The organism is Spirosoma oryzae (assembly GCF_003002825.1).
Taxonomy (GTDB): domain Bacteria; phylum Bacteroidota; class Bacteroidia; order Cytophagales; family Spirosomataceae; genus Spirosoma; species Spirosoma oryzae.
Window position 1 is genome coordinate 13,493 of the sequence record NZ_PVTE01000008.1, and the last position, 14,658, is coordinate 28,150.

General features: G+C 53.0%; 13 protein-coding genes. 7 read left to right on the plus strand and 6 right to left on the minus strand.

The window, feature by feature from the left end; all coding sequences use genetic code 11:
- Window positions 1–10: 10 nt before the first annotated feature.
- From CLV58_RS10750 to CLV58_RS10770, 5 genes are all read left to right on the plus strand, one after another.
- The gene (locus CLV58_RS10750; RefSeq protein WP_106137813.1) at window positions 11–1,645 is read left to right on the plus strand and encodes a M1 family metallopeptidase; all 1,635 of its coding nucleotides are present in this window, start codon (window positions 11–13) and stop codon (window positions 1,643–1,645) included.
- Between the two features lie 219 nt (window positions 1,646–1,864).
- Window positions 1,865–2,173, plus strand: a complete 309-nt coding sequence (locus CLV58_RS10755; RefSeq protein WP_146141407.1) for a hypothetical protein — start codon at window positions 1,865–1,867, stop codon at window positions 2,171–2,173.
- 88 nt (window positions 2,174–2,261) lie between these two features.
- The gene (rhaM, locus tag CLV58_RS10760) at window positions 2,262–2,573 is read left to right on the plus strand and encodes an L-rhamnose mutarotase (RefSeq protein WP_106137815.1); all 312 of its coding nucleotides are present in this window, start codon (window positions 2,262–2,264) and stop codon (window positions 2,571–2,573) included.
- A gap of 82 nt (window positions 2,574–2,655) precedes the next feature.
- Window positions 2,656–4,332: a fatty acid--CoA ligase gene (locus CLV58_RS10765; RefSeq protein WP_106137816.1), complete on the plus strand. Its 1,677-nt coding sequence runs from the start codon at window positions 2,656–2,658 to the stop codon at window positions 4,330–4,332.
- A 10-nt stretch (window positions 4,333–4,342) separates the two neighbouring features.
- The gene (locus CLV58_RS10770) at window positions 4,343–4,834 is read left to right on the plus strand and encodes a metallophosphoesterase family protein (protein ID WP_106137817.1); all 492 of its coding nucleotides are present in this window, start codon (window positions 4,343–4,345) and stop codon (window positions 4,832–4,834) included.
- A 70-nt stretch (window positions 4,835–4,904) separates the two neighbouring features.
- On the opposite strand, the gene ftsH is transcribed toward CLV58_RS10770, so the two are convergent.
- Window positions 4,905–6,941, minus strand: a complete 2,037-nt coding sequence (gene ftsH, locus CLV58_RS10775) for an ATP-dependent zinc metalloprotease FtsH (protein WP_106137818.1) — start codon at window positions 6,939–6,941, stop codon at window positions 4,905–4,907.
- A gap of 127 nt (window positions 6,942–7,068) precedes the next feature.
- On the minus strand, window positions 7,069–7,461 hold the full coding sequence (rsfS, locus tag CLV58_RS10780) for a ribosome silencing factor (RefSeq protein ID WP_106137819.1): 393 nt from the start codon (window positions 7,459–7,461) through the stop codon (window positions 7,069–7,071).
- Window positions 7,462–7,574: 113 nt separating this feature from the next.
- Here rsfS and CLV58_RS10785 point away from each other — a divergent pair, with 113 nt between their 5' ends.
- Entirely contained in the window at window positions 7,575–8,351 is a 777-nt protein-coding gene (locus CLV58_RS10785; RefSeq protein ID WP_106137820.1) for a biotin--[acetyl-CoA-carboxylase] ligase, read from the plus strand.
- A gap of 112 nt (window positions 8,352–8,463) precedes the next feature.
- On the opposite strand, the gene pafA is transcribed toward CLV58_RS10785, so the two are convergent.
- Window positions 8,464–10,140: an alkaline phosphatase PafA gene (gene pafA, locus CLV58_RS10790; protein ID WP_106137821.1), complete on the minus strand. Its 1,677-nt coding sequence runs from the start codon at window positions 10,138–10,140 to the stop codon at window positions 8,464–8,466.
- Between the two features lie 180 nt (window positions 10,141–10,320).
- On the minus strand, window positions 10,321–11,295 hold the full coding sequence (locus CLV58_RS10795; protein WP_106137822.1) for a polyprenyl synthetase family protein: 975 nt from the start codon (window positions 11,293–11,295) through the stop codon (window positions 10,321–10,323).
- A gap of 216 nt (window positions 11,296–11,511) precedes the next feature.
- On the opposite strand from CLV58_RS10795, the gene CLV58_RS10800 reads away from it, so the two are divergent.
- A complete protein-coding gene (locus CLV58_RS10800; RefSeq protein ID WP_106137823.1) occupies window positions 11,512–12,498 on the plus strand; it encodes a patatin-like phospholipase family protein in 987 nt (328 codons plus the stop codon).
- Window positions 12,499–12,502: 4 nt separating this feature from the next.
- On the opposite strand, the gene CLV58_RS10805 is transcribed toward CLV58_RS10800, so the two are convergent.
- Window positions 12,503–13,798 carry a ComEC/Rec2 family competence protein gene (locus CLV58_RS10805; RefSeq protein WP_245882299.1) on the minus strand — a complete coding sequence of 432 codons (1,296 nt, stop codon included), beginning with the start codon at window positions 13,796–13,798 and terminating at the stop codon, window positions 12,503–12,505.
- Window positions 13,764–14,621: a glycerophosphodiester phosphodiesterase family protein gene (locus CLV58_RS10810; RefSeq protein WP_106137825.1), complete on the minus strand. Its 858-nt coding sequence runs from the start codon at window positions 14,619–14,621 to the stop codon at window positions 13,764–13,766. Before CLV58_RS10810 ends, CLV58_RS10805 begins: the two co-directional genes overlap by 35 nt.
- Window positions 14,622–14,658 lie beyond the last annotated feature (37 nt).

Consider the following 14,658-nt stretch of genomic DNA (forward strand, 5'->3'; position numbering starts at 1 on the left):
CCGTACGCGCATGAAACTGGTTTTTGCCTTCATAACCGCCTGCCTGCTCAGCTTGACGCATGTTCAGGCGCAGCGATATGAGTTTACCCACGACGACACACTACGCGGTTCGATCACGCCTGAGCGTGCCTGGTGGGATTTACAATTTTACCACCTCAGCGTCCGCGTTGACCCAACGGACAGCACACTGACCGGCTCGAACGAGATTCGATACAAGGTACTGAAACCCATGCAACGCATGCAGATCGACCTGCAACGGCCGATGCGTATGGTCAGTGTCGAGCAGGATGGCAAGTCGCTTCCCTTCCGGCAGGATGGCGACGCTTACTTTGTCACGTTGACCAAGCCGCAGGAGGTTGGTCGGCAGGAGCGCCTGCTTGTGCGGTACACCGGAAAGCCCCACGTTGCCAAACTCCCCCCCTGGGATGGCGGCTTCGTCTGGTCGCGGGACAAAAAAGGCGGCTGGTTCATCGCGACGGCCAATCAGGGGCTGGGTGCCAGTTCGTGGTGGCCCTGCAAAGACCACCTCTACGACGAACCCGACTCAATGGCGATCAGCGTAACCGTACCAGAAGACCTGATGGACGTGTCGAACGGTCGGTTGCGTAACGTTACGACCAACAACGACCACACCCGCACGTTCAACTGGTACGTACAGAACCCGATCAACAACTACGGCGTCAACCTCAACATCGCTCATTACGAGCATTGGTCGGAAGTTTACAATGGCGAGAAAGGTCCGCTCACGGTAGATTACTACGCGTTGCCTACGCACGGTGATTCGGCCCGTCGGCAGTTCCGCGAGGTACCACGCATGCTGAAAGCGTTCGAATACTGGTTTGGCCCTTACCCGTTTTACGAGGATGGTTATAAGCTGGTCGAAGCGCCCTACCTAGGTATGGAACACCAGAGTTCGGTAACGTATGGCAACGGTTTTCGCAATGGCTACAAAGGCCGTGACCTGTCGCAGACAGGACTAGGCCTGCTCTGGGATTTCATTATCGTTCACGAATCAGGGCATGAGTGGTTCGCCAACAACATTACCTACCGCGACGTGGCCGACATGTGGATTCACGAGAGTTTTACGAACTACTCGGAAAGCCTGTTTACGGAGTACTACTTCGGTAAACCCGCCGGAGCCCAGTACGTGATCGGCTGCCGCGCCCTTATTCGCAACGACCGGCCTATCATCGGCACCTACAACGTCAACCGATCGGGGTCGGGCGATATGTATTACAAAGGGGGCAACATGCTGCATACGATCCGGCAGTTGGTAGGCGACGACGATAAGTGGCGGCAACTGCTACGGGGCATGAACAAGACGTTCTACCACCAGACGGTTACGGCCGCGCAGATCGAGAACTTCATGATTCAGCAATCGGGCCTTAATCTGAAACCCGTCTTCGACCAGTACTTACGGACGACCAAAATTCCGGTGCTGGAATACCGACTCACGGCAACGGGCTTTCAGTATCGATGGGCCAACACAGTTCCCGGTTTCGCGATGCCCGTCCGCATATGTGCGAATGAAAACGGTCCGAACCAGTTATTGAAACCCACCGCGCAGTGGCAGACAGCGACGATGCCCAACGTCAAGTCAATCACAGCCGACGCGAACTACTACGTCCTCTGCAAGCAGTTGTAGCTAGCGGTGTAGCCTGGACCCGCGCCGGCAATCGGTGTAGCCTGGACCTCCAGGTCCGGGTGCCCGTCAGGGCAACTGTTGATAGCGGTAGCTTTATTGGCCGCTGGCGCGCCCACCCGGACGTGGAACGGTCCGCCGACGCGGGTCCAGGCTACACAATCGCAACACTATCGATGCACAGCGGTTATGTATTCACCAACTTATACGTACTCGATAGCCATGCGCCTGCTCCTTGCTTCTGTTCTGTTCTGTGCCGCTCTATCGGCTTATGGACAACAAGCTGACTCGACAACGACCCGTCGGCAACCACCTACGAACGGAGCGCAGCCAGTACTGCCACCGGGTATTGACTCACCGTTGTCGGCCCCCGGCACGTTGATGCAGTCGACGCCGAACCCGAGCGCAGCTGCTGAACCGCTCAACAAAAACGGGCAACGTAAACGCACGGCTCCACCTTCCAGCCCCCGTTCGTTCGGTGTGTCTATTCCACTGGGCAAACCTAAACGCGATACTATCCGACTCAACTAAAGGCGAGTCGTCGGTAGAATAGCGCATACCCTGGGTTTTGACAAAGCACGACTGTTGACTGACGTGCTTTGTCAAAACCTACTTTTTTATGGCTGTTATTGCCTTCCGAATGAAACTCCGGCCGGGTTGTCAGGCCGAATACCAGCGTCGACATGCTGAGATCTGGCCTGAACTACTGACTCTTCTGAGCGACAGCGGCATCAGCGACTACCGCATTTTTCTGGACGAACCGACCGACATGCTGTTTGCCGTTCAGTCCGTTGCGGGCGAATCATCACAAGCGTTGGGACAAACCGAGATCGTACAACGCTGGTGGGCCTACATGGCTGATCTAATGGATGTCAACGCCGACAACTCGCCCGTCAGTGTGCCGCTACGCGAGGTCTTCCACATGTCCTGACACGGCTTTTCTTTTTACGGCCTTTTTGCCTTTCAAACGGGCAATCTTATCTTCGAATTCTTACATCTGAATTACTACTTCGATGATTACCACCAAACTAATCCCCCGTACACCCGAAGCTGTCGAACCACCTCTGTTAATCAAAACCTTACTGGCACAGTCGCTTCGCTACGAACCACACCGCGAAATTGTGTACCGCGATCTGTTCCGCATGAACTACGTCGAATTCAACAAGCGGGTCCGGCGTCTGGCAAACTTACTGACCAAGCTGGGCGTAAAACCCGGCGATACGGTAGCCGTACTGGATTGGGATAGTCATCGGTATCTGGAATGCTTTTTTGGCGTGACGAGCATGGGGGCGGTGTTGCACACTGTCAATGTCCGGTTATCACCCGCGCAGATTCTGTACACAATGAATCACGCGCAGGATAAGGTTGTACTAATCCACGAAGATTTCCTGCCCATTCTGACCGCGATCAACGAGCAGCTGACAACGGTTGAAACGTATGTCATTCTGTCCGACAACGTCTACACGAACCTGAACGCAACCGCTCAACTCCCCGCCGGGTTCAGTTGTGAATACGAAGCGGGACTGCGAACTGAGTCTGACGAGTACGACTTCCCGGATTTTGACGAAAACACTTGGGCGACAACGTTCTACACGACAGGCACGACGGGGAACCCCAAAGGGGTGTATTTCTCGCACCGGCAACTATTTATGCACACCATGGGGTTGAGCACGTTCGTCTGCGGGTATCAGGCGGTGCCGTTCACCTCCGTTGCGGACGTGTACATGCCCATTACACCCATGTTTCATGTGCATGCCTGGGGCTTTCCCTTTCTGGCCACGATGCTGTCGGCCAAGCAGGTGTATCCCGGCCGGTATGAGCCGGAAATATTGCTGAAATTGCTCCTGACAGAAGGCGTTACGTTGTCACATTGTGTACCAACTATACTGACGATGCTGGTAAACAGCCCGGTTGCGAAGCAAGTCGACCTGTCGCGCTGGAAAGTAATCGTCGGCGGCTCTGCGTTGACCAAAGGGTTAGCCAAAGCCGCACTCGACCTGGGCATACAGGTATATCAGGGCTACGGCATGTCGGAAACAGCGCCGATCATGACGCTCACGCAACTCAACGACAGCGAACGTCCGCTACCCATCGATGAACAGGTTGACTACCGGACACGGACAGGCCGGGTAGCCCCTTTTGTCGACATTCGGTTAATGGACGACGACGGCAATTTTGTTCCTCACGATGGTCACTCGCTGGGTGAAGTGGTAACGCGGGGCTACTGGATGACGCAGGGCTATTACGAAGACCCCGAACGAAGCAAAGACCTGTGGAAAGGTGGTTGGCTACACACGGGCGACGTGGCCAGCATGACACCCGATTATTGGCTCCTGATCGCAGACCGAACCAAAGACGTAATCAAGACCGGGGGCGAATGGGTATCGTCGCTCGATATCGAAAACCTGATTTCCCAGCTTGACGGTGTCGGCGAAGTGGCCGTTGTAGGTCTACCCGATGAACGCTGGGGTGAACGCCCGAATGCCCTGATTGTACAGAAGCCGGGCTTCGACTTAACCACCGATGGTATTCGGCAAACGTTGCATGAGCGTATCGAGTCAGGTCATCTCAACAAGTGGTATCTACCCGATCATATTCTTTTTGTAACCGAAATACCTAAAACCAGCGTTGGTAAGATTGACAAAAAACGAATCAGGTCGGAAATGAAAGACCAGATTCTTAGCGCCTGATAATATTGTTATGACTCGCATCGGTCTGCTTTCAGATACCCATTCTTACCTTGACGACCAGCTTTTCCGGTACTTCGATACCTGCGATGAGATCTGGCACGCCGGTGATGTAGGGGACCAGAACGTACTGACGCAACTGCGTGCATTTAAACCATTACGAGTCGTATGCGGTAACATTGACCACGAGGACGATTTAATGCCATCGCACCTGCGCTTCACACTCGAAGGGCTCGACATCTGGATGACGCATATCGCCGGTGCTCCGCCCCGATACAACCCGATTATCCGGCCGAATCTGAAGCTGAATCCGCCGAACATACTGGTGTGCGGTCATTCGCATATTCTCAAAGTCGTCCGCGACCCGACCATGCAGAATATGCTGTTTGTCAACCCCGGCGCGGCTGGCAAAACGGGGTTTCATATTGTTCGAACGGCCGTCCGGTTTACGCTGAACGAGCAGAAAACGCAGGACATGCAAGTGATCGAGTTGGGTAAGCGATAGGCCAAACCGATCTAAAACAAGAAGGCCCCGCTACAGTAGCGGGGCCTTCTTTTGTTGTTAACTAATCTACCTAGATAGGCAGTGTCGTTTCCTGTGGCTCGGTTTCTTCAGGTTTGGCTTCCTTACCAATTTCCTCTTTCACCTCTTCAGCAACACCGCGATTCTTGTAAGCCTGATACACTGTTTCGCGCTCGAACGGACGCTTACCGATCAGCCGAACCAGGTCGTTCTGGTACAGAATCTCTTTCGACAACAGTTCTTTAGCGATAATTTCCAGTGCTTCGCGCTTGTCGGTCAGCATGTCTTTCGTGCGGGTATAGGCGATGTCCACAATCTTGCGAACTTCTTCGTCAATATGCTTGGCCGTCTCTTCCGAGTAAGGCTTGTTGAACGCGTAGTCAGATTGCTTCGAATCGTAGAACGAGACGTTACCGATTTTGTCGTTCATGCCATACATGGTGACCATGCTATACGCCAGCTTTGTAATCCGCTCCAGATCACTCAGCGCACCCGTCGATACTTTACCAAAGATCAGATCTTCAGCCGCCCGACCACCCAGCGCCATGCACATTTCGTCCATAAGCTGCTCGGTGCGATACAGGTATTGTTCGCGGGGCAGATACTGGGCATACCCAAGAGCGGCAACACCACGTGGTACAATCGTAACTTTCACGAGCGGATCAGCGAACTCAAGGAACCAGCCTGTAACGGCGTGACCCGCTTCGTGGTAGGCAACGATTTCTTTCTCTTCCGGCGAAATGATCTTGTTTTTCTTCTCCAGACCACCGATAACCCGGTCCATAGCGTCCTGAAAATCATCCATACCGACAGACTCTTTGTCGCTACGGGCAGCAATCAGCGCAGCTTCGTTACAAACGTTGGCAATTTCAGCGCCGGCAAAACCCGGTGTCTGTGCCGCCAGTTCTTTCGGATCGACATCGGCAGCCAGTGTGATTGGTTTCAGGTGTACCCGGAAGATCGCTTCCCGGCCGATGATGTCCGGCTTATCGATGCTGATCTGACGGTCGAAACGGCCCGGACGTTGCAACGCAGAGTCAAGTACATCGGGACGGTTGGTAGCCGCCAGGATAATGATCCCGGAGTCTGTTGCAAAACCATCCATCTCTACCAGCAGTGAGTTCAGCGTGTTCTCCCGTTCGTCATTGGCACCCGGCATAGCACCACGTCCCCGCGACCGGCCAACGGCGTCGATTTCGTCAATGAAGATGATACAGGGAGCTTTCTCCTTCGCCTGCTTAAACAGGTCACGAACACGAGCCGCACCTACCCCGACAAACATTTCAACGAAGTCCGATCCCGACAACGAGAAGAAGGGCACTCCTGCTTCACCCGCAACGGCTTTCGCCAGCAGGGTTTTACCGGTGCCCGGGGGGCCAATTAGCAAAGCACCTTTCGGAATTTTCGCGCCAAGCTTGGTAAACTTGGTTGGATTCTTCAGGTAGTCGACAATTTCCTTGATTTCCTCTTTGGCTTCGTCCAGACCGGCAACGTCATTAAACGTTATTCGTACTTTATTTTCAGCGTCGAACAGAGCCGCTTTCGACTTGCCGATGTTGAAAATCTGGCCACCAGGGCCACCAGCACCCGACATCCGGCCGAGCAGGAAGTACATGGCGAGGATCATCACAATCAGGAAACCCCAGGTGCTTATCATACTGCCTATGTCGTTTCGACTCTCGAACTTGAGATCAACCTTCTCGTTATCCGCGACTCCCTGTTGCAACTGATCGAGGTCTTTCTTGAACGACTCGGCCGAGGCAATCTGGAATTGAAAGTGTGGACCATGGTTGGTGCCGAAATACGGCTTATCGGCAAACATGTTCCGGTATTTCGGGCTTTGAGCAGCCTGCTGCGTCAGCGATACTTCAGCGATGCGGTCATTGACCACGATCACGTCCGCCACCTCTTTGTCCTTGACCATGCGTTCAAACCGCTTCTGCGATATTTCGCGCACGGCCGAACTCTTGTTAAAAAATGTGATACCCAGTATCGCGGCAATCAGCAGAGCGACGATCCAGCCCTGAAAATTGGGCTTACGACTTCCTCCGCGTGGCATCATTGGATTTTTATTGTTGTTTTCTGACATTTCCTCAGGCTGTACGAACGGATTTTAAAAGTAACACCGCCTACGCGGTTAATGTTTCCCGGTTAAACAGGTTGGGACAAACGGTCTGTCGTACCCACGATCGGCTGAAAACAACGCTGGTTCGCCGTCAGGCAGCAACGGGCGTATCTTCGGTAATATGCTGAATTTCAGCGTCACCCCACAGCTGTTCGAGGTCGTAGAACTCTCGTCGGTCTTTTTTGAAAACGTGGGCTACCACATCTACATAGTCAAGCAAAATCCACTCGCGGTTCAGTTTCCCTTCCTTATGCCAGGGGTCCTGCTTGCTCAGTTTATACACCTCTTCTTCGATAGAAGTTGAGATAGCGTCGATCTGTGTGTCAGAACCACCCGAACACAGTATGAAATAATCACAGATAGCGTTTTTAACCTTGCGCAGGTCCATTACCACAATATCCTGCGCTTTCTTTTCCTGCATACCGCGTACGACAAAATCGCGCATCTGCTCAGGGGTGAATGTACTTTTAGGCGTACTTATCATGCTTTCGGTTTAACATTGCAAATCGGGCCATTCAGCGGGTGTAGTACCGATAGACTCAAAACAAGTCTGCCACACCATGGTTCGGCCCTTCCTTTCTAAATCTAAACAAAGTTTTGTACAAAATCTATCCCAAAACTTTTTTCGTCGGGCAAATAGTCCAATACCTGCCAAGCTGTCAGTCTACCAACGATGAAGCCGCCACTTTGATTGCCCAGTCGGACCCGGCAGAGGGAACGCTGGTTGTAACCGATCAGCAAACCGCCGGCCGGGGGCAGCGGGGTAACCATTGGGAAGCACAGTCGGGGCAAAACCTGACCTGCTCGTTGATTCTGTATCCGACGTTTCTGCGAGCAACCGAACAGTTCTGGCTCAATATGGCCATTTCGCTCGGCATTCACGACACCTTACACCCGCTGCTCGGCGATCAGGCAACAGCGCTTCGGGTGAAATGGCCGAACGATGTGTACGTGGGGAATCAGAAGATGGGGGGCATCTTGATCGAGAACAGTTTGCAGGGATATCAGCTTGCGACCTCGATCATCGGGATGGGACTCAACATTAATCAGACGCAGTTCACCTATTCCACCGCTACGTCTTTGCAACAGCAGGCCCCCCTCCCCGACGGTTACGACCTGCCGGGTTTCCTCGGCAAACTCTGCGAAAGCATAGAAGCCCGCTATCTGCAACTTCGATCCGGTCAGCGCGAAGCCTTACGGATCGCTTATCTCCAGCTGCTATATCGCTACCAGGAAGAAGCCCTGTACGAAGCCGAGGGCAGACGCTTTCGGGGCATCATTACCGACGTCGATGAAACCGGCCGACTGGTCATCGTTGAGAACGGCCGTCAGCGCGTGTTCGCGTTTAAAGAAGTAAGCTTTATAATCGAATGATTGAGTGATTGAGTGACGGAATGATTGAATAGAAATGCTTGCGCCAACTTATTCAATCATTCCATCATTCATTCACTCAATCATTCAACCACCGCACGGGCGGCCCCGTCAATCATTTTAAAATAGCTTCTTCCAGGGGGGTGCCTATGTTTCCGCTTGGCTCCAGCACGTTCAGGATGGCGGTTACCGTTGGGGCGATGTCGTGAATATGGGTCCGACGGAAGGTGTGGCCGGGTTTGACACCCCAACCGTAAATCAGGAAGGGAACGTGCGTGTCATACGCGTAGGTTGTGCCGTGCGTCGTTCCCCGGTTGCGGCCTTCGATCCAGCCCGGCTGCTGCAACACGTAAAAATCACCGCTACGATTTGGGTAATACACGTTGCGGAACATGTTCAGTTGAATCTCCGGCAGAGCTTCCGCACCCAGGTTGTGCAGGTTGATTACGTTGGCAATGCCTTTGATTTTAAGCAGCGCCGGCTGGAGCAGTTCGTACACCTGCTGCATCGGAATTTTCTTCTCGGCCAGCAACGTCTGATTCAGATAAACCTGCTGATTCAAATACGTGATCATCCATTTGCCGGGTCCGTATGCTTTTTCCAGCGTTTCGCGGATCGTCGTCGCGATTTCTCCGCCACCGCGTACACCGTTTGGAATCCGGTATTCTTCCAGGAAGCCCGGTACGTCGGCGGCACCGTGGTCAGCCGATAAGAAGGCCGTCCAGCTACCCGCTCCAAGCGATGCGTCGAGTTCGCCGAACAACTCGGCCAACTGCTTGTCAAGCCGGATGTAGTTGTCTTCGGTCTCGATAGCGTGCGTACCAAAGGCGTGGCCAATATAGTCAGGCGACGAAAAGCTGACGCACAGCATATCCGTTACATCGTGCTTCCCGAGCTGCTCGCCTTTCAACGCAGCAAGCGCAAATTGTTTCGTCAGTTCATCGCCGAAGGGACTGGTCCGCAAGCCTTCATATTTCGGACTACCCGTCTGTACCACAAATTCGTGCGGAAACACCGACTTTGTCTCGCCCGCCATCAGACTCTCGTAAGGCTTGTCGTCGATGGTACTTTCCGTGTAGCGCGCCAGCGGTAGCAGCATTTCCCACTTTTTCTGAATGTATTGCTCGGCCAGTTTCCGGTCGTTGAACGCCTGCACCCACTGCGGCAGCTGCGGTCCGTAGAACGTGCTGGAAATGAAGTTGCCATCTTTCGAGTCGAACCAGAACGCGCCATTCGCGGCATGACCGGCGGGTAGAATGGCCCCCCGATCCTTGAGCGCAACACCAACTACTTTGGCACGACCGTCGGTCGCCAGTTTCAACTGATCGCCGATGGTCGTTACAAGCATATTGCGGGGCGACATCTTACCGGCTGACCCGTTATTTCCAACCGTGCTAACGGTCGTGTCTTCCGCGCAGTACATCAGCCGACCAGCATTGCGCTCGTAGAAATCGTTGCCGACAATTCCGTTCAACGCGGGTGCTGAGCCGGTATAAATTGCCGTATGCCCTGGTCCGGTGTAGGTTGCGGCATAGTGGTAATGGTTGTTACGGGCATTGAAGCCTTCGTCCATCAACCGGCGAAAACCGCCTTTGCCAAACTGATTGTAGTACCGCGATAGGTAATCGTACCGCATCTGATCGATTACGATACCGACGACTAGTTTGGGTTTGTTCAGGGCCGGCACGGCCGCTGAGGTAGCGTTCTGCCGCTGAGAAGCCGCTTTTTTAGTCTGGGCGAGGGAAGGAACGGCCAGTACTGCCGTCAGAAGAAGAGACGTGAGTAAACGCATACACGCTGGTTAATGAGGTTGGGCAACAGGCGGCAAAGATACGCACACAGACATAGCCTGCGGGATGAATCGCAATTTGTTAACGAGGACAGGCGGTGCGGTTTGCAGTATATAGTTTACAATTTTCGGTAGTCAGTACACACCGCTACCGTAACCCGTAAGCTGTGAACCGAAAACCGACTACTTGCTACGGTCGATCGTGTATTGCACCAGCTGATGAAGCGACTGTCGATAGCGTGAATCCGGGAAAGCGTCGAGCAATTGCTGCGCATCGGTGACGTACCGGTTCATCGCCTGTGTCGCGTAATCGATCCCGCCGGACTGCTTCACAAACGTGATCACTTCATCGACCTTGCGTGGATTATCACTCTCGTTTTTTACCAGATTGATGATCCGGCGACGTTCAAAAAAGCTGGCATTGTTGAGCGCATAGATCAGCGGCAACGTCATCTTTTTCTCCTTGATGTCGATACCGAGCGGCTTACCCACTTCGGCCGTGCCGTAGTCGAACAGATCGTCTTTGATCTGAAACGCAATGCCTACTTTCTCTCCGAACAGCCGTGCTTTCGCAACCTGTTCCGGTGATGAACCCACCGAGCGGGCTCCTACGGCACAACAGGCGGCAATCAATGAGGCCGTCTTCTGCCGAATGATTTCGTAATATACCGGCTCCGTAATATCGAGCCGACGGGCTTTTTCAATCTGAAGAAGTTCGCCCTCGCTAATCTCGCGAACAGCCGTCGAAACGATTTGCAGCAAATCGAAGTCGCCGTTATCGACCGATAGCAGCAATCCCCGCGACAGTAGGTAGTCGCCTACCAGGACAGCGATTTTGTTTTTCCAGAGGGCGTTGATGGAGAAGAAGCCGCGTCGGTAGTTCGAGTCATCGACAACGTCGTCGTGAACCAGCGTTGCCGTGTGGAGCAGTTCGATCAGCGAAGCTCCCCGGTAGGTGGCTTCGGCGATGGGTCCGCAAACGCCAGCCATCAGAAACACAAACATGGGCCGCAACTGCTTGCCTTTCCGCTTCACGATGTAACTCATGATGTGGTCGAGCAGTCGGACGTCGCTTTTCATTTGGTTCCGAAATTTCTGCTCGAACAAGGTCATTTCAGCAGCAATCGGAGCCTGAATATCGGCGACAGTAAGAGCCATTTTTAGCGGTATAATTCAGTACAGACGGTTTGGAAACGTGTTTACGATCCGCGACTTCGTGGAAAGTCACGGCAAGTATAACACGGAAAGTGCAGACACCGTTCTGATCCGATGGAAATAGGCAGGGCTGGTCGGCTTGCCAACGGCTAAGTTTCTTTTGTTTATCCATCGAAAACGACCAACTTACCCTCACATCATTTAGCATCCGTTCCGGTTATGATCGATAACCCCGTCCCGCCGTCACCCCGCCCCGATCAGGTCCCCCCGCCATCACGCCCGCCCGTCAAGGCCCTCGTCCTGGGGGGCGGCTCCCTGAAAGGTGCTTTTCAGGTGGGCGCGGTTATGGCGCTGTTTGAAAGCGGCTTTGTGCCCGACAAGCTATACGGTATTTCCGTGGGTTGCCTGAACGCAACCTTTCTGGCCAATTCAGCCGCCAAGCAACAGGCGGAAACGGGTAGCGTCGACTGGGTGAAGGCGGGGAAATACCTGATCGAATTCTGGATACGCAATATCACCAAACCCAGCGATGTGGCAGTACTGCGGTCCCGCTTCCGTATGGGCTACGACACGCTGATGAGCCGCTTCGATGGGCTGCTCGACAACACACCGATTCAGAATCTGATTCGGCAGCATGTCGACATCGACGCACTTAAAACCGGCCCTGTCAGCCTAAAAGTGGGGGCAGTCGACATCATCGACGGCGACATGCGCTACGCGGAAGCCACCGACCCTGACTTTCTGGATTATGTGTTTGCCAGCAGCGCCCTACCGATTCTGATGCCCGCTGTTCAAATTGGGGGCGACCACCGGCAGGCCTTTCTGGATGGAGGGCTTCGCGAAGTAGCCCCGCTGCGCGTCGCTATCGAGGACGGCGCTACCGAGATTGCCTGCGTCGCCTGCCACGCGAAGCGGGTATACAACGAGAAATTTAACTACCGCAACCTGCTGAATCTGATGGATCGGGTGAAGGATATTACGGTCAATCAATTAGTCAACAACGACATTGCCTGGGCCGAACGGTTCGCCGAACGCGAACACTTTCACGGCCGTTCGCTGAACCTGACCGTCATCCGCCCGACCGAACCGCTTTATCTGAACCTGATGAAGTTTACCTCCGACGACATTGGAAAGATGATCGTACAAGGGTATCAGGCGGGCGTTGACGCACTGAAAAAGAATCCGCCCCTGCCGACAAATCCGTAGCGTATCACCGTTTCGATTTGGCCTTATAGAAGCCGTAAATTGCCTTAATAGGAGCTATTTCCTGCGTATCGTCCAGTACAAACACACGGTACCGTTTACCACCTGGCTCTACACGTATTACAACATGCCCGGACTGACTTTTCAATTGCGCTAGCCATTGTTTATTGAGCGTTTTTGCTTCCTGTAGCAAATTGGTCGTAAATACATCGCGCTTACCATCGTATGTCATCGTTGAAAGCATCCTTTCCAGCACTTCAGGGGCTGGATGCGACGTAGACCAGGCAGGAATAACGAGCACCCGCGGCTTCAATGCAGTTAGTAACACGCTGTTTTCAGCGTCTCGGTAACCGTGATGGTCAACCAATTTTACGTCGATTGGGCCGGTAATTGCAGCCAATGGCGTTTCCATGTCGTGCCATTCTGGCGTCCCAAATGAAAGTACACCGGGAATGTCACCACCGGAAAAATAAGTGAAGTCACCGTAATGAATGCTTAAGACCGCACTACACATATTTTCATTCGGACGCTGTAGTAGCGGCAGACCCGTAAGATCTGGAAACAAATGCTTAGTCTGGGTTCCCTTTCCAGTCCAGCATTCACCATTGACCATCAGATTCCGTATCTTGACTGGGCATGTTGAATTATATTTCGAAACAATTTGATCAGTACGTCCTGCCTGAAAACGTTCGACAGTGAGTCCGTTATGCTTTTGCTGCCAGCTCAAAAAGTGGCGATAGTTCGCTACTATAGAATCAGCCTCCATTGACTGCGGATAGCTGTAATCTGGCCAGCCGCGATCCAGAACACGGTGCACTGATATATACTCCGCTACTTCTGTTATTCCACTCAACACGTAGCCCCCGGCAGCCCGCTTTATTCCGTGACGGGGTGTGCCCATATGATCATCGTGAAAGTGCGTCAGCAGTACATAATCAATAGCAGGGTCCGCTCTAAATCGTAATGCGTTACGTGCGTAGCGAGCGATCCACTCCCCTGCCTGACGCATGGTATCAGGACGGGTTGGTATATCTCGTGGTTTACCAGTTCGCCAGTCTACCGGGTCAATAGCACCAGCATCGATAAGTAGACTCGTTCCGTCGGGCAAAATAAGTAATGCCGCATTTCCCTGGCCTGTACTAATGTGATGAATATCAAGTTGTCCCTTTTGCCAAACAGACAGTGGTTCTCCAACGCGTTGTGCAGCAACGTATCTTGTTGAAATTGTTACGAGCAATAACAATAGTAATCGACCAACAACCATTTTTTTACCGCTCAGATTGAAATAATGTTGATAACACAACCGGCCGATCGGTAGTCACTATATCAGCTCCAACTCTCACAAGCTGCCTGTATTGATCTGCTACATCAGCGAGTGGTCGATCATCCAATCCAGTACGGCCGTAGGTACTAGCTGTGCAAAGGATACCCTGTCGATGGAAAGCATCGTAAAAAGCGCGATTACGAATTGATGCCAACGCAATCAGGTTTCGTAGTTCAATTTCTTTCCCAACCGTATTCAGCTGTTCAACTGTTTCAAAACCCAGCGCTACCCACAGATCGGGGAATAGCGTGCGCATTCGTTTGGCATCGGCAACTGAATAACAGATCAGAAACACCTGATCCAGTGCTCCTGCCTGTTCGATAGCCTGCATTACCCGATTCAAATCGGTACCGGGCTTAGCATCAATAGCCATCAACACCTTCCGGTCGGATGCCCAGCGCAGGACCTCGGAAAACAACGCCATTTTCTGGGTAGTAGGCTCCCCTTTGAGGTTCCGCAGTCGTACCTGATTCAGAGTCGACCACATCATTGTTTTCAACAATCCCGTCCCTGTAGTGGTCCGGGTAATATCATCATCGTGAAGCAGGACAAGGACGCTATCAACCGTCATGCGTACATCCATCTCAAGTATGGCATCTGGCACTTCGCGAGCCGTTTGTCTGAACGTCACTAATGAGTTTTCGGTATCGGTCGGTCCGGGTCCACCCCGATGAGCCAGAATAAGCGGACGACTGCGACCAGCCTTGTACCGGAATGCCACGTCGACTGGACGACTAGTTGACTGAGCCAAACTGGTTGTCAGACAGTAAAGAATAAGGAATAGGCTTAGCGAAAAACGCATTGTTCTTGACAATAAAGGCAAATCCCCCGTCACGATG